Annotated in this window: 23 protein-coding genes, 1 tRNA gene and 1 pseudogene; 17 read left to right on the top strand and 8 right to left on the bottom strand. The window is 59.3% G+C overall.

All coding sequences use genetic code 11. The features are described 5' to 3' along the window. Positions 1 to 185 precede the first annotated feature (185 nt). Entirely contained in the window at positions 186 to 851 is a 666-nt protein-coding gene (locus C0541_RS12980) for an energy transducer TonB (RefSeq protein ID WP_161960050.1), read from the bottom strand. Between the two features lie 111 nt (positions 852 to 962). Here C0541_RS12980 and serS point away from each other — a divergent pair, with 111 nt between their 5' ends. From serS to C0541_RS20760, 5 genes are all read left to right on the top strand, one after another. After that, positions 963 to 2243: a serine--tRNA ligase gene (gene serS, locus C0541_RS12975; RefSeq protein WP_115048917.1), complete on the top strand. Its 1281-nt coding sequence runs from the start codon at positions 963 to 965 to the stop codon at positions 2241 to 2243. Positions 2244 to 2710: 467 nt separating this feature from the next. Continuing rightward, on the top strand, positions 2711 to 3727 hold the full coding sequence (locus C0541_RS12970; protein WP_115048915.1) for a LysR family transcriptional regulator: 1017 nt from the start codon (positions 2711 to 2713) through the stop codon (positions 3725 to 3727). A gap of 304 nt (positions 3728 to 4031) precedes the next feature. Then, a tRNA-Ser gene (locus C0541_RS12965) sits at positions 4032 to 4121 on the top strand. Between the two features lie 84 nt (positions 4122 to 4205). Then, positions 4206 to 5684: a site-specific integrase gene (locus C0541_RS12960; RefSeq protein ID WP_161960049.1), complete on the top strand. Its 1479-nt coding sequence runs from the start codon at positions 4206 to 4208 to the stop codon at positions 5682 to 5684. 74 nt (positions 5685 to 5758) lie between these two features. Next, a complete protein-coding gene (locus tag C0541_RS20760; protein ID WP_153064986.1) occupies positions 5759 to 6235 on the top strand; it encodes a hypothetical protein in 477 nt (158 codons plus the stop codon). Positions 6236 to 6613: 378 nt separating this feature from the next. On the opposite strand, the gene C0541_RS12955 is transcribed toward C0541_RS20760, so the two are convergent. The 3 genes from C0541_RS12955 to C0541_RS12945 are packed head-to-tail and all read right to left on the bottom strand — an operon-like array spanning position 6614 to position 8087. Then, entirely contained in the window at positions 6614 to 6958 is a 345-nt protein-coding gene (locus C0541_RS12955) for a hypothetical protein (protein WP_115048913.1), read from the bottom strand. Continuing rightward, positions 6955 to 7269, bottom strand: coding sequence for a hypothetical protein (locus C0541_RS12950; protein WP_115048911.1), 315 nt, complete (start codon positions 7267 to 7269; stop codon positions 6955 to 6957). Before C0541_RS12950 ends, C0541_RS12955 begins: the two co-directional genes overlap by 4 nt. A gap of 56 nt (positions 7270 to 7325) precedes the next feature. Next, positions 7326 to 8087: a hypothetical protein gene (locus C0541_RS12945; RefSeq protein ID WP_161960048.1), complete on the bottom strand. Its 762-nt coding sequence runs from the start codon at positions 8085 to 8087 to the stop codon at positions 7326 to 7328. Positions 8088 to 8198: 111 nt separating this feature from the next. Here C0541_RS12945 and C0541_RS12940 point away from each other — a divergent pair, with 111 nt between their 5' ends. The 3 genes from C0541_RS12940 to C0541_RS12930 all read left to right on the top strand — a co-directional run bounded on the left by C0541_RS12940 (position 8199) and on the right by C0541_RS12930 (position 10277). Beyond that, positions 8199 to 8537, top strand: a complete 339-nt coding sequence (locus C0541_RS12940) for a helix-turn-helix domain-containing protein (protein WP_115048907.1) — start codon at positions 8199 to 8201, stop codon at positions 8535 to 8537. Positions 8538 to 8766: 229 nt separating this feature from the next. After that, on the top strand, positions 8767 to 9351 hold the full coding sequence (locus C0541_RS12935; protein ID WP_115050306.1) for a hypothetical protein: 585 nt from the start codon (positions 8767 to 8769) through the stop codon (positions 9349 to 9351). After that, positions 9348 to 10277 (top strand): Kiwa anti-phage protein KwaB-like domain-containing protein, encoded by a 930-nt coding sequence (locus tag C0541_RS12930; protein WP_115048905.1) that lies wholly within the window; start codon positions 9348 to 9350, stop codon positions 10275 to 10277. The genes C0541_RS12935 and C0541_RS12930 overlap by 4 nt, the downstream gene beginning before the upstream one ends. A gap of 173 nt (positions 10278 to 10450) precedes the next feature. Here the strand turns inward: C0541_RS12930 and C0541_RS12925 are convergent, their stop codons facing one another. Then, the gene (locus C0541_RS12925) at positions 10451 to 11842 is read right to left on the bottom strand and encodes a site-specific integrase (RefSeq protein WP_193725921.1); all 1392 of its coding nucleotides are present in this window, start codon (positions 11840 to 11842) and stop codon (positions 10451 to 10453) included. 359 nt (positions 11843 to 12201) lie between these two features. Here C0541_RS12925 and C0541_RS12920 point away from each other — a divergent pair, with 359 nt between their 5' ends. The 9 genes and pseudogenes from C0541_RS12920 (at position 12202) to C0541_RS12875 (ending at position 21896) form a co-directional block, all read left to right on the top strand. Next, on the top strand, positions 12202 to 12660 hold the full coding sequence (locus C0541_RS12920; protein ID WP_115048901.1) for a hypothetical protein: 459 nt from the start codon (positions 12202 to 12204) through the stop codon (positions 12658 to 12660). 497 nt (positions 12661 to 13157) lie between these two features. Next, the gene (locus C0541_RS12910; RefSeq protein ID WP_115048897.1) at positions 13158 to 13901 is read left to right on the top strand and encodes a hypothetical protein; all 744 of its coding nucleotides are present in this window, start codon (positions 13158 to 13160) and stop codon (positions 13899 to 13901) included. 708 nt (positions 13902 to 14609) lie between these two features. Continuing rightward, a complete protein-coding gene (locus C0541_RS12905; protein WP_232087941.1) occupies positions 14610 to 16151 on the top strand; it encodes an N-acetylmuramoyl-L-alanine amidase family protein in 1542 nt (513 codons plus the stop codon). A gap of 339 nt (positions 16152 to 16490) precedes the next feature. Continuing rightward, positions 16491 to 16715: a hypothetical protein gene (locus tag C0541_RS12900; protein WP_025989212.1), complete on the top strand. Its 225-nt coding sequence runs from the start codon at positions 16491 to 16493 to the stop codon at positions 16713 to 16715. 391 nt (positions 16716 to 17106) lie between these two features. Further along, positions 17107 to 17586, top strand: a complete 480-nt coding sequence (locus C0541_RS12895; protein ID WP_115048893.1) for a JAB domain-containing protein — start codon at positions 17107 to 17109, stop codon at positions 17584 to 17586. Positions 17587 to 17655: 69 nt separating this feature from the next. Beyond that, positions 17656 to 17847 (top strand): hypothetical protein, encoded by a 192-nt coding sequence (locus C0541_RS12890; protein WP_115048891.1) that lies wholly within the window; start codon positions 17656 to 17658, stop codon positions 17845 to 17847. Positions 17848 to 18218: 371 nt separating this feature from the next. After that, the gene (locus C0541_RS12885) at positions 18219 to 18635 is read left to right on the top strand and encodes a hypothetical protein (RefSeq protein WP_153064985.1); all 417 of its coding nucleotides are present in this window, start codon (positions 18219 to 18221) and stop codon (positions 18633 to 18635) included. A gap of 1000 nt (positions 18636 to 19635) precedes the next feature. Then, positions 19636 to 20037 (top strand): annotated as a pseudogene (locus C0541_RS21565) (XVIPCD domain-containing protein); the annotation flags it as partial. 317 nt (positions 20038 to 20354) lie between these two features. Then, a complete protein-coding gene (locus tag C0541_RS12875) occupies positions 20355 to 21896 on the top strand; it encodes a DNA cytosine methyltransferase (RefSeq protein ID WP_238601323.1) in 1542 nt (513 codons plus the stop codon). Between the two features lie 73 nt (positions 21897 to 21969). On the opposite strand, the gene C0541_RS12870 is transcribed toward C0541_RS12875, so the two are convergent. The 3 genes from C0541_RS12870 to C0541_RS12860 are packed head-to-tail and all read right to left on the bottom strand — an operon-like array spanning position 21970 to position 25233. Beyond that, positions 21970 to 22428 (bottom strand): very short patch repair endonuclease, encoded by a 459-nt coding sequence (locus C0541_RS12870; RefSeq protein ID WP_115048884.1) that lies wholly within the window; start codon positions 22426 to 22428, stop codon positions 21970 to 21972. Positions 22429 to 22477: 49 nt separating this feature from the next. Further along, positions 22478 to 24247, bottom strand: coding sequence for an AIPR family protein (locus tag C0541_RS12865; protein ID WP_115048882.1), 1770 nt, complete (start codon positions 24245 to 24247; stop codon positions 22478 to 22480). Continuing rightward, entirely contained in the window at positions 24244 to 25233 is a 990-nt protein-coding gene (locus tag C0541_RS12860) for a PD-(D/E)XK motif protein (RefSeq protein ID WP_238601322.1), read from the bottom strand. Before C0541_RS12860 ends, C0541_RS12865 begins: the two co-directional genes overlap by 4 nt. Positions 25234 to 25240 lie beyond the last annotated feature (7 nt).

Below are 25240 nucleotides of genomic sequence, written 5' to 3'. Positions count from 1 at the left end.
TGCCTGAGGCGCAGTTAAGGCGGGGCACCCGGCGAGATCTGCGCGGCGGCAGACATTCAGTTTGGTAAAGCCCGTGCCGGTGCCGGTTCGCCCGGTCCTGTCCGGTCACGGCGTGCCGATCTCCCCGATTGCAGCAGTCAGGCCGTCGGTGTGCGGCCTGACCGACGCATCCGGCCGGCCGCACGTCACTGCGCCGGCTTGAACTCGAACGGGATATCCAGGCTCCCGGCAATCGGCTGGCCGTTGCGCTGCGCCGGGTGGAAACGCCAGTGCCGTACCGCCTCCATCGCGGCGCGGTCCAGGTCGCGCGAGCCGCTGCGCTGCACCAGCGTCACTCCGCCCGGGTTGCCTGCCGCGTCCACGTCTACCCGCACCACCACATCGCCGGCATCGCCGCGACGCAGCGCCGCCGAGGGATAGCGCGGCGGCGGCATCTGGCCCTGCATCGGCACCGGGCGATCTCCGCCGGGGGCTGCCGCGGCGTTTGCTGGCGCTGCGCTGCCCGGCGCACCGGGGATCGCGTCCTCCGGCAAGGGTGTCGGCGCGGGCGGCGCTGGCGGCGCGGTGTCCACCAGCGTCGGAGTGTCTTCCGGCGGTTTGGCCTGCGGCATGTCGCTGGCGCCGTCCTGGGCCGGCAGTGGCGCTGGCAGCGGCTGGATGCTGTCGTCGGCCTGGGTACCTGCAGCCGGTTGGGTCGGCGAGGCCTTGTAGAAATCGTCCTTGCGCCCGGTGGCCCACACCAGCAGGAACAGCAACAGGCCGGCAACGAAGGCGATACCGGCAATTTTCAGGGTGTGACGGGGCAGTCGCAGGACGATCTGCCGATCGGACGCAGGGCGGGGCGCGGGCATAGGGCTCACCTGAAGGATCGGGCCAATTCTGGCATAGCGGCGGTGAATCGATCGCAGCAGGTGGCGGAACAGGCGATAATCTCGCGCTTCCCACTGACTCACAGACTCCCGATGCTAGATCCGGCCCTGCTTCGCCAACATCCCGCCGACCTTGCCGAGCGCCTGCGCAGCACGCGTAGTTTCTCCCTGGACACCGCGGAACTGGAGTCGCTGGAAAGCGAGCGCAAGCGCATCCAGGTGCGCACGCAGGAACTGCAGAGTCAGCGCAATTCCAAATCCAAGGCGATCGGGCAGGCCAAGGCCAAGGGCGAGGATGTCGCTGCGCTGATGGCCGAGGTGGCAGGTTTCGGCGATGAGCTCAAGGCCTCCGAAGAGGCGCTGGAGGTGATCCGCGCCAAGCTCGAGACCATCGCGCTGGGCCTGCCCAATCTGCCGGCCGACGAGGTGCCGCAGGGCAAGGACGAGAGCGAGAACGTCGAGCAGTCGCGCTGGGGCACGCCGCGCCAGTTCGATTTCCCGGTCAAGGACCACGTGGAACTCGGCGCGCCGCACGGCTGGCTGGACGGCGAGACCGCCGCCAAGCTGTCGGGTGCGCGTTTCACCGTGCTGCGTGGGCCGGTCGCGCGGCTGCACCGCGCGCTGGCGCAATTCATGCTCGACCTGCATGTCGGCGAGCATGGCTACGAAGAAACCAACGTGCCGCTGCTGGTCAATGCTGACTCGATGCGCGGCACCGGGCAACTGCCCAAGTTCGAGGACGACCTGTTTCAGACCGAAGTGGGTGAATCACGCCGCTACCTGATCCCTACCTCCGAGGTGCCGCTGACCAACATCGTGCGCGACGAGATCGTCGATGCCGAGCGTCTGCCGCTGCGCATGACCGCCCATTCGATGTGCTTCCGCGCCGAAGCCGGCAGCGGCGGCCGCGACACGCGCGGCATGATCCGCCAGCACCAGTTCGAAAAGGTCGAGCTGGTCACCGCCTGCGCGCCGGAACACAGCGATGCCGAACACCAGCGCATGACGCGTTGCGCCGAAGTGGTGCTGGAAAAACTCGGCCTGCCGTATCGCAAGGTGCTGCTGTGCACCGGCGACATGGGCTTCTCTGCGGTCAAGACCTACGATCTGGAGGTGTGGCTGCCGTCGCAGGACACCTATCGCGAGATTTCGTCGTGCTCGAACTGCGGCGATTTCCAGGCGCGCCGCATGCAGGCGCGCTGGCGCAACCCGGCCAGCGGCAAGCCGGAGCTGCTGCACACGCTCAACGGCTCCGGCACCGCGGTGGGCCGCGCGATGATCGCGGTGATGGAGAATTACCAGAACGCCGATGGCTCGATCGACGTGCCCGAGGTGCTGCGTCCGTACATGGGTGGGATCGAGCGGATCGGCTAAGGGCGGCGCGTACCTGCTGCGCAGCCGCCAGGCGGGCGCCGCCGTTGCCCGGAGGTGGCGTGCGTCTTTCACGTGCGACTCTGCGCATGCAGGCATGTCTCGACTGATGAGCGTTGGTCAAGTGACCAGCCACTTCCGCACTGTCGCGGACGGCTGTGGCGATGGTCAGCAGTGCTGCCGCGTGCTTGGCGGAAAGTGATCGGCAGGATGATCGAACGGGAGCGGGGCCATCGTTGGCCCCGTTTGCATTTCCATGGTTGACATCTTGCTGCATTGCCTGGACGACGCGGACGGACCGGGCGAGCGGGCCTGCCGACACCAGCCGCAGGTCGGCACGCTGCCCTGGCAGGACGCTAGAACGCCATGCGCGGTGGTCCGGTGCCGGCCGCAAGAAATTACATTTCTGGTGTAGTTGGTCGTTGCCCTGCTGGGATGAAAGTGCTTAAATGTCACTTATCGTTCTATCCATGGATGCAAGCGCCATGCACGACCTGAATGACCTGTATTACTTCGCGATGGTGGTGGACCACGGCGGCTTTGCCGCAGCCGAGCGTGCGCTCGGGATCCCCAAGTCGCGCCTGAGCCGCCGCATCAGCCAGCTCGAAACCGACCTGGGCGTGCGCCTGCTGCAGCGCTCCACGCGCCGTTTTGCGGTCACCGATGTCGGCACCAGCGTGCATCGGCACGCCCAGACCATGCTGGCCGAAGCGCAGGCCGCACGCGAGGTGGTGGACCGGCTCAGCGCCGAACCGCGCGGCCTTGTCCGCGTAAGCGTTCCGGTCTCGCTGGCGCAGATCCAGCTGCCCAAGCTGTTGCCGGAATTCCTGGCCAAGTACCCCAAGGTGCGGCTGCAGCTCAACATCAGCAACCGCCGCGTCGACGTCATCAACGAAGGCTATGACATCGCCTTGCGCGTGCGCTCGCGGCTGGACGACGACGGCAGCCTGGTGATGCGCAGCTTCGGCCAGGTACAGGAGCTGCTGGTGGCCAGCCCCAGGTATCTGGACCGCGCCGGGCGCCCCAAGGACCCGAGCGAGCTGGCCAACCACACCACCATGAGCACCAGCGAGGACGAAGCGCACCAGCGCTGGGAGCTGCACGGCCCCAACGGCGAGATGCGCCGGGTGGACCTGCAGCCGCGCCTGGCCGGTTTCGATTTCCCGCTGCTGCAGTCGATGGCGCGCGATGGCTTCGGCATCACCATGCTGCCGGAAACCGTGTGCGCCGAAGCCGTGCGCAGCGGCGAGCTGGAAGTGGTGCTGCCGCACTGGTCGCTGCCGCAGGGCATCTGCCACGCAGTGTTCGCCTCGCGTCGCGGCCTGCTGCCGGCGGTGCGGGTGTTCATCGACTTCCTGGCCGAGCACCTACCGCAGGAAATCGAACGCTCGCGCCTGGATTGCGGCGGCAACTGCGCCGAGCTGGCCGAAAAGCTCAAGCGTGCAACCGCCACTGCACCGCGCCTGGCTGTGGCCGAAGCCGGCTGATCGCTGTGCCTGGTCGCGGACATCCGGGTTGCCGATGTCGGCCCATCAGCGCTGTGTCGCCTGGCAGCGCTGCGTAATCGGGAATGCTGCGTCACCGGCAAATGGAACCGCTTTGCAGCACTGTGCAGCTCAACAACACGCGGCGCTTAGCAAAGCGCGTCCGGGCGTGCGAGAATGCGCGCCCGGGAGCAATCCCGGGTCGAGGGCAGCGCGCAATGCAGCATCCATCGACAGACGTCACCCGCTTCGCGCGTGGCGCAGGCGTGATCACCCGACACCTTCGGCGGTCGCGCAAAGCAGCATCGGAGAGATGGCCGAGCGGTTTAAGGCACCGGTCTTGAAAACCGGCGAAGGGTCAAACCTTCCGTGGGTTCGAATCCCACTCTCTCCGCCAGTCGGTCCCAAGTCATTGATTTTTAATGTAAAAATCTGATTTGGTTCGATTGGGAGGCAGGAAGCATGCAGAGGAAACATTCGCATGCGCATCCCTCATCATTTGAGCCGGTCGTCCACTGGCCGCTGGTCGTTCGTCCAACGTGTGCCCATCGATTTGCAAAGCGTGATGGGCTGCCGGCTTATCAAACGCACCTTGCAAACGAAGGACCTAGCGCAGGCGCATGTGCGTGCGGTGGTGCTTGGGGCGGGATATGCTCGGCTCTTCGCACAGTTGAAGGATCAACGCGTGGCCAATCTGAGCAAGACGGACGCTGACCTGCTCATCGCTCGCCTGACGAGCGCTGAGAACCTCCAAGAACTAACACTCAACCGCACTCGACAGCCGGATGGGACGGTGACGGAGCAGTGGCAGATCGATAGTCCGAAGGACCTGAAGCTGTATCGGCAGCTAATGGAGCTGGAAGCAAGGGTTGGGGCGACCGCCCAACCGTCGCGGCTCCCAGCCGCCACATTCAATACATTCGGTGCGCATCCGGTGAGCCAGGTGCGGCACGCCTCTGCGCCAGCTATCGAAACGATGACGCTGGGAAAGGCCCGGGACGCGTTCCTGGCGACCCTCAAGGGCTCGACGCTGCCGAAGACTTACACCATCAAAAAGACGGCGATTGAGGCATTGGTTAGTTTCCTCGGGGAGAAGGCCAAGGTCCATGCCATAACCAGGTCGGATTTGGCCCGCTGGTATCAAGACATGCGGGAGAAGGGCGCTTCAACGCCGACGCTCACGAATAAGCAGAGCTACATCGGTGGCAAAGGTGGCTTCTTCGAGTGGGCGATGGCGTCGGGACACTATTCCCGTGGTGACAACCCGGCCAGCGGCCACGTCAGCTACTCCCAGCGCGAGAAGCGGGCCCGAAAGAAGCTGGGGTTCAAAGCCTATGACAGATCGCAGATCCAAGCCTTGTTCGCGCCCGAAGCGCTGGCAAAGCTGTCAGAGTCGGCCCGCTGGGCCTCGCTGCTTGGCCTCTACACCGGAGCTCGGGCGTCAGAGGTCGGCCAACTCCTCATCAAGGACGTGTTCGAAGAGGATGGCATCCCTTGTATCCGAGTCTCTGACGATGGCGAGCACCAGAAAGTGAAAACCGAGGTCAGCCTTAGGACGGTGCCGCTTCACCCGGAGCTTATCAAAATGGGCTTCTTGGGGTGGGTCGATGGCAAGCGCAAGGCTGGTGAAACGAGGCTCTTCCCGGCTGCCAAAGCCACCGCCGTGAACGGACAGGGCAACTGGATCACCAAGGCGTTTAGTCGGCATCTGGCCGAGGTAGGGAAGGGCTGGGAGCCGGCTAAACGAGGCTTCCATTCGCTCAGGAAGACTTTTATCCAGGAACTGCAGGGCGCAGGCGTGGTTTCGGAGCTCCGGGCCCAGATCGTTGGCCATGAGCTGGACGACGAACATCATTCAACCTACAGCCGGGAATTCACGGTGAAGGAAAAGTTGCAAGGGTTTGGGTCGATTTCACCCGGTTTGAGTGCAATGAAATATGAGATCGTTAGCGAGGCCTAAGTTCGAGTGAGCGCTGAATGTGCGCGCGCTTTCTTGGCCAATACCCAGTGACGCAATGTGCGCAGGAGTGTGGAATGTCAGAGATGGATAGTTCCAGGGCATATGTTTTTCAGGTCAGTGGCGCCGGTCTCCCCGAGACCCCTCCAGTATTGCTTTTGATAGCTCAGGACTCCGTCAAAATCATGGAAGGGCATGGTGACTACGACACAATACGCAGCAGCTTTTCAATAGTGAAAAATCCTTCAAGTCAGAGGAGGAAGATTATTGAATTTGCACCAAAAATCCTTGAGGTTATGAGTGTGCGATTCTTCAGTCAGGAAACTGGTCTTGAGGTGATTGAATTTGCTTCATTTGAGGGCAGCAACACGACCCCCATGAAGAGGCGCTTTGCTGTAAAAAGAGTGGGGCAAGAACTTACTCTTTACTCAAGCTCAAGCTTGAATGTTGCCGCTGGGTGGATGGCTGCAGAGAATAAAAATATACTCCTCAGAGCCCCTATCGCGCACCCTGTGGTTTCTGCGCATCAGAAGAAGATGACACCAAAAATCTGACGTTGCCTTGCCGTGGCATTTTTATGGTCGCGATCGCCTCTGGCACTCCCCCCACCGGCTGGTGTTGCCAGAGGCCTTTTCCGTCGATGGTTGTCTCGTCAGACTTGCTTTGCCAATAGGCAATGCACAGTTCAGTCGCCTTGGTTGCTTCGTCCATTGCTTGATCGGCGGGCAGTCGGGTCAGGGCCGACAGAAACGAGTGGTTCCAAAATGATTCAATGTCCATGGCTTAGGTTTCGGTTAAAGGCTGTTTATAGCTCCCTCTGAAGAATCGTCAAGACTGACTAGATCGGATCTTTGGCGGCAGTCTGCGGCCGCTGCCGACAATCCAATAGGTTGTTTCCATGGATTGTCGAGATGACCCGCGTTTGTATTTCTCTAAGCCCCTGCCTGTATCAGCTGCGCATACAGCACGAACAGAAACATCGGCAGCCCGCTCAGGACAGCAAAGGCCCCGAATGCGCCCATCAGAGTGAGGATGGTCATGGCCCACCACTGCCACCAGGCGAAGCCCTTGTCCCGCGCCTGAGCCACACGAGCATCGGCCGGGTAGAGGCGTCCTACCTTCCGCGTTCCTCGCCGGGCCATGAGTGGCCCGACAAGGAACCCGAAAGGTCCCAGGAAGAGCAGAGACAGCGCATACCACCAAAAAAACCGGTCCCGTGGTGTCATGAGCTTGCGCCGGGCGTGCACCGGCGGGTCAAGCAGAGGAGGCGCGCTCATTTAGCGTAGGCCCTCCAGGTGCCGTCGCTCTTGGCGTAGCGCAAGTTCTTGCTCACGGGAATCGGCACCTGCCGGCCCTCGATGTTGAGCACGGCCTGGCCGCGCGTGTCGCACCGATAGCCGTCGGCGCCTTCCGCTTCCACGCATCCAGTAAGTTCGAAGTGTTGAACGTCGGTCACTTGGCCGGCACCGCTGTCCTTCAACAACCGGACAAAGGCCTCCTTGGCGTTTTCAGACGACGGCTTGCCGCCGCAGGCGGTCAGGCTCAGGGCCATGGTCAACGCGACCAGGCCAATCCATGCGTTTTTCATGTCGTTCCTTTTTGCTAGGGAATAGTGATGGGAAAGCCGGGCCAAGCCGGGACCTGCTACTTGTCGCGGTTCCCGTCGGGCTTGAAGGCCGCGATCCACAGTCGCGAATCTTTGAAAGGGGTCAGCATCCCCGACGCGCCCGGATGCAGATCCGCGGTCTGGAGGAATCCGGAGACCCACGCCACACGCAGCGACACGTCCACGGCGCGGTCAGCAACCCCTGGCCGGCTTACGTTGACGACAAAGGGCTGGGCCGGAGGGTTGGGACCCGCGGAACGCTGCGCGCCCGTGTTGGGCTTGCTGGGAGGCACGCGGACGCCGTTGAGGGTATCCCTGCCTTTCCACAGAGCGGAGGTGTTGAACTCCGCGGTCTCGCCCAAGTCATCGGTCTCGGTCAGCGGGGCATCGAAGCAGATCCGGAAGGTCTCCGTGGTCGATGCCGTGGGGCTGGTCCAGATCCGTGCTTCTGCGGTCCAGCAGGGCAGCGATGCGCCCCATTCGGTGAAGGTCAACGCGACTCGGGGCCAGTCCAGCTTCCCGAGCTGGGCTTGCTGGTGGTTGTCGCCTTTGAAGAGTCCGGGCAGCTTCCCGGCGCCACTGATGGGCGTGTAGATCGGGCCCGCCTCCTGATTGCCGGCCTTGGTGCTGGCGTTCGGCTGGATGCCAACCATCTGCTTCCCCGAGTCGGCCAAGCTCTTTCCGAGCTGGCGGAAGAAGCCGGGCTTTTGCTCCGGCGCGTCTTGAGCATAGGTGGTGAGCGGCGCGACAAGCGTCAAAGCCAAGAGCGCAGCGAACGCTCCGTGTCCTGTTTGCTTCATACGAAAAGCCCCTGTAGACCGCCGGTCTGGCAGCATTTACGATAATCGCAGATGAGAAGCCCGCTTCCAAGCGGCACACTGAGGGAATTCAGCTTTCGTGCAATCTTCTCGATGCCCAAACCCAAGACACCGGCCACGGTCTATGGCAAGCGTCTGCGCCATGCGCGGATGGCCATGGGCTGGACCCAGGCCGAGCTGGCCGAACGCATTGGGATGGTGGACTCGGTGTCCGGAGCCACCCGCGTGAGCCGCTACGAGACGGGGCAACATGACCCGGACCCTGCGACGGCTGAGGCCTTAGCAAAGGCGCTGGACTTGCCGGTGGCCTACTTTCATGCGACGTCAGACCTTCTGGCCGAGGTGATTCTTGTGGTGTCCCAACTGCCGGCGGCGAAGCAGCGCGAGGCTCTGAACCTTGTGAAGGACTTGCTCCCCACGCAGCATCGCTGAAGAGCGATGCTCCAGTCCCTCTTGGTTACATTGCCTACGTGTCGGCCTGCCATTGAAAGTCAGGACGGCGCCGTTGCACACGATAGGGCTGTGCCATTGCATCCCCAAAGGCTCCGACTTTCAGATCGAGAGCTAAAGGCTGGCTCCTCGGCTTACAGCTAGAGTAGCTTCTCATGCTGTGCGAACCGCATTCGAGACAATGGTGTCAATGAAGGAAGGAGCCGAATGCATGCAGTTCCAGTTTTGGTCAGCGGTGTTGCTTTTTCTAGGTTCCTACCTGCCTTTAGCTGTTATTTTGATGGTTCAAGACATCGCCACCAAATACTGGAAGGCACCACTATGCGGTTGGAAAGGGCAATGGAATTGCCAGTTCCAGATCCTTGCCCATCCGTGGTTGGCGTGGGGGACTGTAGCGGTGACTTTTGGGGCGTTGCTTTTGATGGTGGTTGCACTGCGCTCGGTTCGTCTCCCGCATCGCGTGCACGTGCAAGAGGTCAAGGCGATTCCCAATGACCTGATCAACTACGTGCTTCCTTACGTGGTGTCTTTTATGGGGCTTAGCTATGCTGATCCCCAAAAGCTCGGCGGCTTCTTGGTCTTTTGGGTTGTGCTCTTCCTCATCACTTATCGTTCTGGCCAGATTCTGATGAACCCTTTGTTGATCGTGCTGGGGTGGAAGCTCTACGAGGTCAAGGTAGGTTTGGGTCAAAGCGGTGCGATCAGGATGGTTCGAGTCTTGAAAAAGGGCCCGCTTGTGCCCAGCATTCAGATGGCGGAAGAGATACAGGACGTTTATCTAATGAGGGATCCATGACCGATCAAGCATTGCAGGCGCTACAGGAATTCGACCTCGACAGTGCCGGGGTCCATTTGTGGGTCTTTAAGTCCAGCACGAAGGCGGACCGGTTCTCCGCCAGCTTTGTCCGTATCGACGCCGCTTTAGAAGACGCGTTACGTAACTTTGCTAAGGCGGAAAGGGCAATGATGACCGAGTGGATTCCCTACGGCCACTTGGCCCAGCCCACGGAAAATGGCTGCCTTTCTGTCTCTGCGATCGAGACCGACTTTGCCTTACTTCAGGCGCTCGTGGATCGCCCAGAGCTCGAGCACGCCATCGAAAGCAAGGATCAGCTGAAGAACGCGATAGGCTATCTAGTGAAGTTCTCCCAGGAAGAGCGCGTGTTGTATGCGTTGCGCCGCTCTCCGGCTACTTGGAAAACCGCATATCGGAGGAAAGGGGTCGTCAATATGCTGTTCCAAAATGGCGAGCTGAGCGCCGTGGAGGGGGTGGATTTCACCTTGGAACCGGGATTCGATCTGTTCGCCTTGGACGAAGCGCTGCTTATAGGCAATAAACGTGCCTTCGAGTCAATGATGAGGTATCGCGCAGGCTTCGTGAATGCGTTTGGTGAGCTTCAGGACGAGAAGCAGTTCGTATCTCTGTTTACAGACATGGCTCCTCTGGTCACATATGTCGGCAGCAATGGCACTCATTTGCGTCGCATGGCGGTCATCCAAGAACGCAAGCTCTACGACAATCCGAAGTATTTGGGTGCGCTGCGCGAAGTGTGTGAAAAATACCAATGGGGAGTGCAGTTCGACAAAGACGGCCTGATCATTCCTACCAAGGAAACTGCTGCGGTAATCATGAAGCTACTCTTGGACCAGCGCCTGATCAGCGAGATCACCGCCATTATGTATGACGTGCCAAACGGCCATCGCGTCGACGCGGTTGAGTGATAACCGCAGCCTGAGAGCTTGGCGTGATTAGACAGCGGCAGCCCCCGGCTCAGTGGAGTTCCTGGGGGTCAACCGTCGGCAGTGCAGAGGCCAGTCCTTATCGAACTGGAAACCTGGATGAGCTAGCGCCAGCGTAGGATCCCACCGGTATGAGCATATGACGTCGGCCAACGTTACGGATAGAACTTCGCCGGGTCCGCCAAGCACTCCGAAAACTGTCCCCGCTCATACTTAGGCAGCTCGACCGGGGGCTTGTATTTCGCAAGGATCCTGATCTGCGTGGCCCTAGCGAGCTTGGGCTTCTTGTGGAAATACGCGTCGTGCAGGACTGGCACGTTCTTCCGCAGCGAGTGGCCGGTGATGAGGGCGATGTCTTGGTCGGACACGTTCTTGTGGTGAAGCTCGGTGGCAAGGGTGTGGCGGAAGGCGTGAGCGCCGATGCCCTTTCCGAAGCCCAAGGTCTTCATGTAGCTGCTGAACTGGTTCACCGCGCCTTGGCTGTAGCGCGCGTTGGTCTCTCCAGTCTCCCGGTTGACGCCTGCAGAGAGGTGGGGGAAGAGGCGAGGGTGCCCGCAAGCCTTGATGTCCTCCAGGAAGTCCAAGAAGCCGACATCGAGGAGTGGCTTGGGGATGGGCAGCGTGCGAACTGCTGCTTTGCCTTTCAGGCTTTGACGGCTCCTGTTTCGATCCTTATGCCTGAGATCGGCGTCGACCGTTTTCTGGATGCGGATACACCAGACCTTGGCCTCTTCGACGATGTCAGCGACTTTTAGTTGGGCGAGCTCGTTGATGCGCGCGCCGGTGTAAAGCGAGATCATGGGCAGCCACCACCGATGGGGATACTTTTTGGCCCAGGCCGGAAATGTCTTGGGTGAAAAGATGCGCTGAAGCTCTTCCTCGTCGAACAAGCGCTCGGGCTTGTTCGTGTCCACTACTAGGTCCTTCTTGATTTCCGGGAACGCGTCCATCGGCGACATGGAAATGGCTTTGGCCTTCACCAGCTTGCCGAAGAAAGACACCAAGAACCTCCTGTGCTTCTCAAGCGTGGCAGGAGCAGGTGGCGACACGCCAAGTTCCTTACCAAGGGCAACCGCCTGCTCGAACGTGTAGTCCCGATACTTGGGATCGGACAGCAGAAGTGGCGGCGCCCAACGCATCAGGTCCCAGAGCTTGTAGATGTGAGCGTGGTCGATGCGGGAAACAGGAATGTCGCCGCAGGCAATCCGTAGAAGCTTCAGTGTGCGAGCCGTGGCATCGATGGTCTCTTTGGCGAGGCAGCAGCGGTCGCGGTGGCCTAAGTAGTCCGAGATCTCGACCGAGAGCAGCCGAGCAGGGGAGCCGAGGGGCAGGGGCTCGGGATAGAGCGTCCGGCTCTTGCTGAGGCGCACCCTCCGAGAGCGCTCATCCGCGCGGTCGAAGAGCTCCAGTGCGTGAATGGCGGCTTCGCGGCCCGTGATGTTGATTTCGGAGGCCCGGACGTTCCCAACATGGACATCCTTTATTTGCAGGAGACCGAAGGGGGCGGTGATGTAATCGCGGAGCTGTTGCTGGACTGTAGATGACACGGCTTGCTTCCATTGGAACAATGGAAGTAGTGATAAAACAGCCCAGAAATTCGTCAATCAAAAAGGGCAGTTTTTTACTTTGCTTGAAGCAAACTCTACCGTGAAGGGCTGGCTCGAACTTCCACCAAAATTATTCTGTCTGGTTTAAGTGCGGAAGTCTCATGTAATTCAATGGTTTAGCGGCGTGCTGGGGAATAATTTAGAGTGATTTACCCTGTCATTACTGTACTGTTTAATGCAAATAGGCTAACTAAAGCAGTCTTTATGTTAGCTTTTAAGGTGTACTGTTCCTAAATGGTTTGCTCGGATGTTAGTATTATTTCGGTAGATGATGCAGCCGAAGACAGGAGTTAACTAACATGGATCACTTCGAGGGCGTGGTATTGGAATATCTCCGCGCCGACCGCGCGCTGTTCGTCAACAGCCAGTGCTGCATCCAGCTCAATGAAGGGGCCAATCCGGACACTAGTGGCCCGCATTGGTATTGCGATGCTGTGGCCGTGAGCTTCAAAGAGCAGGCCGCCTACCTATGCGAAATCACCTATGCGTCCAGGGCGCCGTCGCTGCTCGGTCGGCTGAGAGCCTGGGACGAACACTGGGACGGGGTAAAGGCAGCATTGGTGCGTGACAGCGGGGTGCCAGCTGAGTGGTCGGTCAGACCTTGGTTATTCGTGCCGCAGGCGCACGCGGAGCGGCTGAAGAGCAGCTTGGTATCGCTAGGCACACTGCCGAGCCCGCAGATCACGTTTCTGGAGGATGTCGTGCCTTGGCGCTATCGGTCTTGGAATCGTGGTGCCTACGAAGACCCGTCCGAATAATGATCAGCTTGGCTTCGGATGTGTCGGAGCAACTGAGTGAGGGACACGATTACTTTGCTCAGGATCTGCTGATGTCGAGGAGGGCTCGGGACCTATGGAGCATCGCTCCACACTCTGACTTTGCCGGATGCGGGGCCAACGGTGCCTCATCTCGCGCGACGCTTGAGCGGCATCTTGTCGGCTTCGATCAGCTCTCATTGTCAGGCTTGGCGGCGGGTCTGGGGTATGAAAGCTCTATGGGAGAGGATAGTTGCGTCCTGGGCTTGGGTGGCGGCGTGCCAATGGAATTGCCCATCAAGCCTCGGCTTTTCAGAGCCAAGCTCGCACGGAGCGTCTTGCGCTTGGTGCGGGAAGATTGCTTTGAAATTTCTGCTAGAGGTCTCGGTCCCAAAGGTCATTTATGATCACGATATACATGTCGCCTGGTTGCCGCTGGCAGTGTGCGGAACAAGGCGTCATTGATCATTCCATCCTGCTGAAGCCGGTAAGAGGCACCAATGTCTAGTCAAGGCAAACATCCTAAGCACATCTCCCTCGTGGCGTTGCTCCTAGCGAGCTGTCTAACGTCAGCTGTAACTCAGGCAGCTCCGGCTGACGGCATTCCAGCCGGTGATTGGCGCGGAATCCTGCCCGCTAGCGGGGCCGCGGGCCCGGTTTATGTCCGCTTGAGTGAGCGCGCGACAGGCGGCAGCGGCCCCCAGGTTGGGGACTTGCGGTTTGGGCCGCCCTTCAACTGTGCCCTGGAATTGCGGGCGCAGAACGATGCTTACACGCTGACGTCCCGTAACGGGGGCAAGTTCTGCGACGCGCAGACCGGTAAACAGGCTCAGCTTAGGGTGATGGACGAGACAGCAGAGAGTATAGAGCTCACACTGCTGGGACATGAGCAGCCTTTGGTCATAACCCTGGACCAGAAAAAGGAAGGGGTGGCTGAAGCCGGTCGCTGGCGAGCTGCGGGCCTTATCAGCGCACAGTTAGAGATTGTTGCGGCCAGCGTCCGGCCTGGGGATGTGCTTGGTCGCCTGCGCTATGGCGCTCCTAGGGATTGTCAAGTGGAATTGCGATACGCCGGTCGCGTCGATGGGGCGTTGACCACATGGGTCGTCGCGAATGATCGCGGATATTGCCGTCAGCTCAGCGACAGCCAAGCCACCATGCAGATTCGTCCGGATGGCAGCGCGACGCTTTCGATCTTCGTCAAGGGTCAGCGCGACACGCTACTTTTTGAACGTATGCCTTGATGCGCTCAGGTATTCAAAGGGCGCAGCCTACCGAGCCCGCGAACCATGTTCTTGGAGGATGTCGTGCCTGGCGCTACCGGTCTTGGAATCGGGGTGCCTTTGAAGACCCGTCCGCAATGAGCCCCGCGGCCTCGGCCAAGCCGGGTTTCAATCGCGTAGGGCGACAGCGCCGCGTGACTCAGAACTTCCTGACAGCCCAAGGGGTGTCAGGCCTATAGGCCACGGAACGCCTGCAGCGCAGCCTGACTTTGCCGGACGCGGGACCGATGGTCGCTCACCCCGCGCGACGCTTGAGCAGCGTCAAGCCGGCAACCAAAGTATCTAGAGTAGAGATCCCGTGCATGGGCAGCGGCTAGTGACCATCCGAAGCTCCTCAAGCTGAGCTATGCTCCAGCACTTGACCGAATGGACACTCTTGTTCTTTAGCTGCTTTCGGCAGGATTCTTGGTCGACTGCCTGTCCATCAGACGCAAAACAGGGATGGAGGACTGAGCGAGGCACGTATCGATTCCTGGTTGCATCGACGGGCTCGCAAGCATGCGCACGGCCTGTCATTCCGGGGACGCTTGTTTGCGGTAAATGGTTTAAGGCACATCGAAAAAAAGGAGCAGGGGAACGAAGGCCTCTCGTTCGGAGGTCAAAAAGTTAGGAAACAAGGGAAGGTGCATGATGCGCGCAAGACATGGAAAGACGTTGGTGACGTGTGTAGTGGGCGTGACGCTGAGCTGTCTTTTCAGCTTCGGTGCCGTCGCCCAGGAAAATCCCGAACTACCGGTGCTTAGTGCAAAGAATAGTCAATCCATTGCTAAAGAGATTGAGCCAGCGTTGCAGCAGTTTGTGGATCAGCAAGAGCGCTTGCCCACCCAAGCCAAGCAGGTGCTCGTCAAAGTGACGCCTGACATCCAGGCGGGCATTGTCTGGATTGACCTTGATTCTGGATATTTGCCGAGGGGGATCTCTGAGTTCACAGAGGGATTCGGCGAGAAGGTGCGAGAGGTCGAGAACGAAGGTTACGAATTGATCGAAGGCGTCGTAAAGTTTCGATACATCCGGGTGCGTATTGGGGGAAAGAACCTCAACGAGATCTACCCTCCGGAGCATCTGAAAAAGAAGAGAGCGAGCGTAGATGCGGCTGCTGTTCCTGTTGAAGGACTTGTCGTCTTAAATCCAGGGCATGGCAAATATCTCAACCACGAGGATGAGACATGGCGCTATCAGCGGCCAACGCTCTATGTTGGGACAACTGATATTTACGAAGACGTTGTCACGCCCGGCTATTCTTCAATGCTGGCGAGTCTGTTGACCGAAAGAAGTGCCAACACTGCAACGAGCATCAAGCACACGCGCGACATAGGCAACACCAATGTCGACCCGGAAAGCGGGTTGGCTTGGGCTGCTCTCGGTGCTCGCTATTACCTGAAAAGACTCTATCCAGCACTGGGTGCAACCATTTGGAATAAATTTCCAAATGGCTCGCCTGACCGGAAACAGCCCGACCGAGCCAATTTGCGAGAATACGACGATGACATCCGTGCACGGCCTGAATATGCAAATTACATCAACGCAGACACACTGATTTCTCTCCACACCGATGCCAGCACCAACACAAGCGCACGCGGTGCCACAGTCATTGCAAACGTAGACGACAGCGCGTCGAATCAGTTGGGGCAAAATATTCTCTGTTACGTCACCGAGCAAATTCGTCAACTCCCCGCTTACTCCACCTACCCCATCCGACCGGGTGTAAGAGACGGTGCAAGCTACGGTGAGGTCAGAGTAGCCGCCATGCCAACGGCTTTGATAGAGGTGGGATTTCACACCAACGCAGATGATTCGATCGCCCTGCGTAATTCCGTATTCCGTGCTGCTGCCATGCGTGGTGTTGAAAAGGGTTATAGAACATTTAAGGCAGGTGAGACCACATGCTTGCCCTTCAAGATTGCATCCATCCCCACGGCCTCCGGCAAGTTTCGGGTTCGGTTCCCTGTGCCAGTCACACTTCAGGGTCATCCACGGTTTCCGGTCACTGTGGTGACTGTTCCTGTCAGCTGTCCGTCAACCTGGACGTGCGGTAGTAAAACAAACTCTTTCACAAAGGCGGTTGATAACGTGGTCACCCCCACGTATTACTGCGATGCTCCAAGCACCAAACCCGCGGCAAGCTTCAAATGGAAAACAACTGTCAAAGATGCGGATGGTGTGGTGACAGCTGCCGTAGAGCACATGACTTCTTGCTCTGCGGGAACGTAAGCCGCGCTCGACATATCACTGCTGCACAGAAAGGGCCGCAAGGCTCTTTCTGCTTGCGAGAGCATCTGAGGCCATCGGCGCGGCCCTATTCAATCCTCTGGATTGATAGTTAGTCTGATTTATATTCAAAGCAGCGATCTGCTAGGTTAAGAACTTTCTGACATCCGATAGCGCGACGAATGCCAAGAGCGCAATCTGACCTTGCCGGACGTGGGACCCAATGGTCGCTCACCCTACGGGGCGCTTGAGCAGCGCCATCTCGGCACCTGAATGGGCTAGCTGTCTTGCGTTGGCCGCGGCGTCTCAAGCAGTGCGACCGCACTGCCGATACTCAGGCCCATGGACAGAGCCGAGCTTCGCCGTCACCTCGAACGCCTGGATGCTGCGGTGCCCGCCCTGCGGGCCTCAAGTCCTGATCGCCGTCATTTTTGGCAAGCCTTTGCCAATATGGCTGCTGCCATCGAGAGCAAGGCGATGACGAGCGAGGACGCGCAGTTCGTCGGCCGTCGGGCCGAGGAAATCTTGTCGTGGCACGGACTGGGAAACATAGACGAACACGTCTGAGCCCGTTGGGGTCGACCAGCCCATCCCGATGCCTGCGTGCTTCTCCTGCGCAGCGATGCGTGCGTAAGGCAGGCACAGGTCCGCAGAAGCCCCACTGGCTGCAAAGCCCAGGCGCCGCCTGCTGACATCGATCACCCCCTCCCATCCGAATGCCGTTTAGCCCGCAGGCCTTGTAGGGCATGCATGGTGCTGTCTCCACCAGCGCTGGGCCTCTGGAAGGGACCTTAGCTTCGCTGCCCCCGCCGCAAGGGTGAGCCTCCTTCTCGACGCTGGCGCTTTGTTGCGGCCCTCCGCTGCGCGCCTAACGGTGCTCACTCCCGGGTGCGGTAGGGCCGGACGCTTCGCTTGCCGGTTCCCACGAGGCGCACAACGCGCTGGTGGAGAAGAACCGATGAAGCGCACCCAAGACCGAGCAGTCCAGTATCAACTCCAGATGGACGAGGCGGGTATTTTGCTCGCAGCAGCCCGCATCCTCGAAGGGCGGCTTCAGCGCCAAGGTCGGATCCACAGCCCGGAGCAGGCCGGCAGCTACCTGGTTGCCCGCTGCGCTCACCTGCCGCACGAAGTCTTCGGTGTCGTCTTCCTGGACAATAAACATTACATCCTGGCAACCGAGCATCTCTTCAGCGGCACCATCGACGGCTGCGAAGTCCATAGTCGAGTCGTTGCCAAGCGCGCGCTGGAGCTCAACGCGGTCGCGCTCATCATTTTCCATAACCACCCTTCGGGCAATCCGGAGCCCAGCGAAGCGGACCGCAAGGTCACCGAGCGCCTGCAGCAAGCGCTGGGCCTCTTAGACATCCGGGTCCTCGACCACCTGGTCATCGGTGGCCAGAAGAGCGTCAGCTTGGCCAGCAGGGGGTGGGCATAGCCCGCCCCTTCACCTGTGCCGCCTGCCGAAGCTAGACTGCCAAGGCAGATCCACATCCATGGAGCAGGAATGAAGGCGTTCCGCGTGCGAGGAATTGTATGGGAAACCGATGGCAAGCGTCCTAAATTGCCCACTGAAGCCACGGTCGAATGTGAGAGCGAAGAGGGCATTGCCGATGCCCTGAGCGATGCATACGGATGGCTGGTGAGTGACTTCGCTGTCGTAGACGGTGCTGATGGTGGCAGTGATCCGAGAGCGTGATTCCATCTAGGGCGCACGCTACACCTGACGATTAGACTCTGGCTGCAACGAAGGACACCGAGCACTCACGGAGGCTCAGATTGCGCTTACTGATTCGCAGCATTGTCGTGCTTACTCTTTCGTTAGGGACGCTGGCCTGTGCTCAAGGGCCGGCGAGTAGCCAAGGCACTCAGGAGAAAACAATGGAAGGACATCCCCCCAGCGCTGCAGACGTGCGCTCCGCGCAAGACAAAGCCGCTGCTAGTGCGGACAGGGCTGCAGACGAGGCCACCCGGCGAGCCGCTCCCAATGCTGTGGTGTCTGGCGATTACCCCCCATTGCCGCAAGGCCCGGCGCTAACGTCAGCTGCATTGGTCGAGGCCATCGTTCGAATGGCCAAATCTTTCGAAACCACAGTAGACATGGCCCCGACTCACGTTGCGCAGGTGTCAGGACTTGAGGTGACGCCAGACAGTCAAGGGCGGCGCACAGGGCTCCAGGGCGCACTAGGTGCGGGGCACTATGAGTTCGCTGTGTGGAAGCCTTACGCGCGTCATCCTGGGCACACCATCGAGCTGACCGTGCGGCCGTCCGAGGCCTGCGACCTGTCGTTTAAATCACTGCATGACCCATTGGTTGCAGCCGGGTTCGGTGTGACCAAGAACGCGGTGGGCTTCAAACCGACGGTCTACTTTGAGCGAGCACTCGCAGACGGGCTTGGCTTGTATGTTGTCGTCAGCACGGACAAGCACGAGGACCCACACTGCGTTTCGCGGGTCAGGCTCGAAATGGAGCCGCGTGATGGCTGATCAGCGCGACATTGACCGGTTGCTCCAGGACCTGGAGCGGCAGCCGGGCCTCCCCAAAGGTGCGATGCGTGACCTCCGTGAAGCCATAGATACTTCGCCTTACCTTGCTTCGGTCATGACCCAAGCCATCGATCTGGGCACCCTCCGTCGCCTGGAAGTGTCCAACCAGCCGAATGAGGGCGGGCACTACGATGACAGGACGGGCACCGTCAGCATCAACACCTCGATTTTCGCGCCGTCCATTCGGTCCGACCGCTTGGACATGTTGGCGGGAACGTTGGGGCACGAGACCGGGCATGCGCTGATGGCACCGTCGGCGCAGGTTTCCTTGAATACCTTCGTATTCAAGCTCGATACCGCTCTAAAGGACGGCGTCCAATACGGTGAATCGGTTGTTGATGCGACGGCGCCGTCCAAGGAATACATGGCTTCCGCTCGGCAAAACGAAGCCTTGGCCGAGTTGGTGAGCATGAATGCTGTTGCGAGCCGGGTGACGACGACCACAGGCGAGTTCAATCAAGCCGAGTTCCTACGTCGCGTCGAGCCGACAACCGCTTGCGTGAAAGACGGGAAGCTTGAGCCGGGCATCTACTTGGACGAGCGCGGACTTCAACGAACCGGAAACAGTATTTCCAGTCCTGCCGTGGAAGCGGTCGCCGTTTGTCACTTCGACCGAAGTGACAGCAGTATGGGGAGTCAGGGCACCTCCAACTACGCCGGCTACTACGCGGGCTATGCCGTGAGTGCGGGGGCTGCGTTGCTGAAAGATCGCGCAGGCTCGACGACCCAGGCCTTGCCGCGGCTGGGTTACAACCTCGCAGAGCTCGGCACCGATACAGCGAAGCTGGAGGGAGCCGGGCTGAACTTGGGCGGGCAGGGCAAGGCGTTCGGATTCGTCGATACCTCTCATGGTCAGCAGCGGGAGGTGGAAGTGCGCCAACTGGGCCCAGCCCAGCATCGCCCGGACATTGAGCCCCCCTCGCTTCGATCGCCTTCGCAGGTGCTGGCCGACAATCCCGCTCACCCTGACCACTCCACCTACCAGCAAATCCATTCCTGGGTTCGGGGCACGGGCAACTGGAACGATGAAGAAAGCCGGAACGTGTCGGCGTCGCTTTACAAGCAGCAAGCCGAAGACTCGCTGTTGCAACGGGTGGACCGGGTGACCGGAGGCCTAGGGAACAATGGTGCTCAGAACGTCGTTGCGATCTATGCGCCCTTCGGGGACAAAGGACCGTTCTTCCATGCCCATGTAGACGGGCGGGAGGCCTCCCAGGAGCCTGCCCAGCAGAACCTGCAGCAGGCCGAGGTCATCAAGCAGGACCAAGTGCGCCAGCAGCAGATGGAGCAGACACAGCAACAGACAACGCAGCAAGAGCAAGGTCCGCGGATGACCCTCTAACAGGCTTCGGCCGTCTTGCTGTTGATGATCAAGGCAGCCCAGTCTAGGCGGTCACCACGGTGTGTTCCAAGAAATCCTGTGGTCAGGCATGCCGGCAGATGCCCCGGCGGTGGAATCGGCGCTCCCGAATGCCTCGCGGCGGCTTGATCTGTTCGCCCCTCCCGCTGCCGGCGATAAATTTTGCTTTGGACCTGGTAAAATCAGGGCCACGCGCGCCGCTGACGAGCTGCCTTGTCACTCCACAGGTCGCATCTGCAACGACGTCATGAATTGAACGCGAGAAAAAAGAACTGATGTCGGGACGCAGAGCTATTCCGGTGATCGACCTGTTCGCCGGGCCAGGGGGGCTGTGCGAAGGCTTTTCCTCCATCTTCGATAAGGCTGGTGAGCGGCACTTTGCTGTCAAGGTCTCCGTAGAGAAAGACCCCATTGCTCACCGGACGCTGCTATTGCGGGCGATCTTCCGCAAATTTCCGAAAGGCAAAGTTCCAAGCTGCTACTACGAATATGTCCGCGGAGAAATCACCCGGGACGAATTCCTCTCGCACCCGGATGTGAAGGAAGCTGCTGAGCACGCTGCTCAGGAAGCGCGCTGCGCGGAGCTCGGCGTAACTCCGCCGAAGGAAATAGATGGTTGGATTCGGGAGGCCCTAGGCAATGAGACTGACTGGGTGCTTATCGGTGGACCGCCGTGCCAAGCCTATTCGCTGGCCGGTCGCTCGCGCCTGCGTAGCAAGGATCCGGAGAAGTTCGAGGCTGACGCCAAGCATTTCCTTTACACCGAGTATTTGCGGATCATTCAAGAGTTCGCCCCGGCTGTTTTCGTCATGGAAAACGTCAAGGGGATGCTCAATTCCATGAACTCCGGCAAGCGCATTTTCGAGAAAATCCTTGCTGACCTCAAAGCACCACGTGATGGTCTGAGCTACGAAATCAGATCTCTCGTGGTCCAAAAAAAGAAAGGGGAGTTAGATCCCAACGACTACGTGATTGAGGCGGATGATCATGGCATCCCCCAGAGCCGCCATCGAGTCATCCTGTTTGGCATCCGCTCCGACGTGGTTGACGCCAAACCGGCGTTGGTTGAAGACCACGAACGCTTTCTTCTCACAAAGGTGGCGAAGAAAGTGGGTGTGAGTGCCGCGCTTGCTGGTTTGCCAGCGCTGCGAAGCCGCCTCTCCAGAGAACCGGACTCGCAAGAGGACTGGATGAAAGCGTTGCGGGAGGCGCCGCAGTCCCTTAAAGGATGGCACCGTCCTGTGCGCAGCGACATCGAGGCGGCCATGGAGAAGTTCATTAAAAAGGCTGAGAGGCATACAACTTTCGGAGCAAACTTCATCCCTGCGGAGGTTAATCCAGGTGGGCACATGCCCCAGCCGTTGCAGGAGTGGTATCTGGACTCCAAGGTCGGTGGCGTCCTACAGCACCAGACGCGCAGCCACATGCGTTCTGACCTGCATCGTTACATGTTTGCGGCGTGTTTCGCTGCCACGCAGGAATATGCACCGGACCTGCGAAACTTCCCGCCGAAGCTCCTACCAGACCATTTGAACGTAGACCAGGAAACGATTCCCTTCAAGGATCGTTTCCGGGTCCAGATGGGGAAATATCCTTCGTCTACGGTTGTGGCCCACATCAAGAAGGATGGCCATTACTACATTCACCCGGATCCTTCGCAGTGTCGGAGTTTGACGGTGCGCGAGGCTGCGCGTCTGCAGACCTTTCCCGACAACTATTTCTTTGAAGGAAATCGCACCGAGCAATACGGGCAAATTGGAAACGCGGTCCCGCCACTACTTGCCAAGCAGATTGCCGAAATCATCTATGCCGTCATGACGGCGCCTCGCCGACGGGGATAGCGCTAGGAAGTGGCGGCTAGCATGCCTCTTCAAAAATGCAGCATTCGGGTTGTTCAGCGTTCGGGCAAACTTCTCATTCCCTCCGCGAAACACCGATTTCGCCGAGCGGCTCACCGCTCTCGATCCAAGAGCTCATTGCCACCTGCAATCCTGAAACAGATTCGGCATTGCGAGTCGCACATTCCCAAACCCACAGAATTCTCCAGCCTAATGATCGAAGCCTATCGACTGCGAGACGGTCACGCGCAACGTTAGCCTCAAGCTTGGCTCTCCAGAACTCTGGACGTGTGGCGGGCATCTTTGCGTATTTGCACCCCTCGTGAAAGTGCCAAAAACAACCGTGGACAAAGATAGCGACCTTGCGACCTGGCATGACAATGTCGGGAGTGCCAGGCAGGTCGCGTCTGTGAAGTCGGAAGCGATAGCCGGAAGCGAACAGCAGCCGACGGACAAGAACCTCTGGCTGCGAGTTCTTGCCCTTGATGCCTGCCATCATCCGGCTGCGGTCGGCGGGGGAGACAACATCAACCATAGGCTATTTTAAGAAATCAGTGCGGTGCATGTAGTTCGGTGCCAGGTGTCTACTTCACTTCGGGGATGTTGGTTGCCGGAGCAGAGTAGCTTGCGCCCATCACGGCCTCTTTGCATTCCGGTCGCTTCGCCCATTCGGAAACCATCCTTCCTCCGGATGAGGAATGCAGCACGTCGTTGACCTCTCTGGCCCATACGGCAATTTGAGCGAGTAGCTCAGGCGATGCGGCCTGCTTGGCCCAGACACGATCAAAATCGAAACGGTCGCCAAGCTTTTCGGCCACCAGCGAAACCGTATAGGCAGTGACATTGGCTTGAAAGGCCTGGAACATCGGCCGCAGAAGCTTCTGGGCGTCCAGATAAATCTTGGCTTTTGCAATCATGGCCTTGAAGTCTGCGACCGTCGGCAGTGGTGCCTCTTGCCCATCGGCGGGTGTCAGCCCAGCCATAAACCTATCGAAATTTTTCTGAGAGCCGAGACTGACGATGTCAGGCTTTTTCTCCCAAGCGGTGATGTATTTTGCCAAGTCCGTTTTTGTGAGGCGGCGTGCTGGCGGAATGGCATCCTTCAAAGCCTTGAGTTTTGCTGGCGTGGTTCCCTCGCGTGCCAGTAGGGTGTTGTAGCTGCCTGAGGCACGTTCGTAGAACCACTGGCTCACGCCATCGGGACAGTAGACCGTGCGCGAGAGCTTTTCGATCTCAACATGGAAGGGCTTGTTGGCGGACAGGTCCGATTGCCGCACAGCGTTCTGGCTATTGGCAAAACGTGAAATGTCGGAGACCAGTGCTTCCTCCTTGGCAGAGTCCTGGGCACGCATCACGATGATCTTGGCAGGCACCCGAACGCGGCTGAGGTCAGTGTCGGCGTGTTTCTTCTTTGCGAAGTAGATCGACGCGGTGGTCTGACCTCCGTTGACGATTTGCAGACCCTTGAGCCAAGCGATGCCGGTGGAGCCATCGCCTGGCTTACCCAGGTGCATTTCATCTGCCACGATCACGATGCCGTTGTTGTAGGCCATGAATCGCTCTGGTGCATACCGCAATGTGTTTTGAATGCCAGCGTTAACGCCCTTACCCTTGACGCTCAGGAAGGAGCGAACATTGGCCTCAAGCAAGCGTGCGCCGAACTTCTCGTAAAGCAGCCGTAGTGCCTCTGCAGGTATCGCCGTGAGCGCATAGTCGTAATCATCGTTCTCGCCTGGCACGAAGACGCAGGGGAGGGGAGCGCCAGAGACTTCGGTGAAGTCGACTACCAGCTCGTCACGCGGCTTGCCTTCAGACCAGTGTCGGTGGAGCCGCTCGATGTCCATGACCTCCAGACGAACCGCCTTGCCGCCGATATCGCGCGTCTTGAAACTCTTTGATTTGGCAACGCGGTCGGTGATGACGTAGACGCGAACCTGCTCCAGATCGTTGTAGATTGCATGTAGTGTCTCGGCCAGCGAGCGCACATCACTCGACGGGTCCAGCTTGGGCGCCATCTTGCCTTCAGCGCACAACGTCAGAAAGCGCAGGCATTGTTCGACAGCGGTTTTGGTTTCCGCATCGGGGATCGGTGTGGGCACATCGACGTTGGCGTAGAGGCTCACAAACAGGTCAAGCTGCTCGTTTTCATCCGAGAGCGAATAGCCGCTCAAGCGAAGGTTTGCAGAGCCGACCCTCCCCTCGAAATGGCACTCGACCGGCTCGAAAGTCATGCCGATGTCCGACATGTGGTCCATCACGATGCCTGAAAAAATCAGTTCTTCATACAGCGCACCATCTCGCATCTGCGAGCGGACGGTGGCCTGCGTTTCACGCAGGAATTCAGGCAGATTCATTCTTGGATTGCTCCCAGTTTTTTCAGTGCTGTCTCGATGCTGACGTTCTCCCCGGATGCCTTTTCGAGGTCGATCTCATACATGGCCTTCATGATGCCTGCCGGGACCGTGCCTGAAGTCATGCGAGGGAAGTTACCTGTTACCTCAAAGATCCTTGTGCCAGCTGACTCAAACTTACGTGAATAGTGGTCAAGGTGAGAGTCAATGTAGCCGGCGGCCAGCAGGCGCTCAGAAAGTAGCCTCTCTGCCTCAGCACTGCCTTTGATGGTCTGCCGTATTGCCTCAATGATGCCTGGCAAGTTCTGACCGCTCTCTGTTTTCCGCAGCCGAACTCCAGCTAGAAAGAGAGGCTGACGAGTGGAGTTGTCGAGCTGCTCCAAAGAGCCGATCCTTGCTGGGAAGCCCGTCACCGAGAGGGTCGTCTTCACCTCTATGGCGCCACCGCCAATCTCAAAATCCTGAACGCCGTTGAGCGGTCCCACCCAGGATTCAGTGGCCGAAGCCTCAGGCGCGCCGGATTCGAAGATCGCTTTCAACAAAGTGAGCTCGCCAATCAAGCCGACTTCAGATTCGGGACTGAGCGCCTGCGCGCCCTTGCGCATGAACTCCTGCCAAGCTCCTACCCGTCCGATAAACGCTCGCAAAAGTTTCATTTCATCAAAGCCTGCCGCAACTGCTTCGTCGAGTGCGCCGACGACATCGCACACCATCGAAGTGAATACCTCTGAACTGCCCGCTGACTTACGGGTCAACGCTAGCCAGAGCTTGCCGTTGCCTTCAGGGTCTGCGCGCTCAATCGCAAAACCCTGGCCTTCGGGTAGCTTGTCCGCAGGGGCAGGCTTCGCGGTAGGAAAGCAGACCAATACTGCCTCTGCGTTGTCCGGAGACCGTCGGCCGGCGCGCAGCTGAAGAAGCCCGGCTGAGGGAAGTGCAATGGCTTGCCATCCAGGGTCGGCTTCGGCACTGGAGAGCGAGGACCAAGCCATAAGGAAT

Source organism: Xanthomonas arboricola (assembly GCF_003353015.1).
In the GTDB taxonomy this organism is placed as follows: domain Bacteria; phylum Pseudomonadota; class Gammaproteobacteria; order Xanthomonadales; family Xanthomonadaceae; genus Xanthomonas; species Xanthomonas arboricola_E.
The sequence above is the reverse complement of the archived record's forward strand: the minus strand, read 5'-3'. Positions and strand labels throughout refer to the sequence as shown.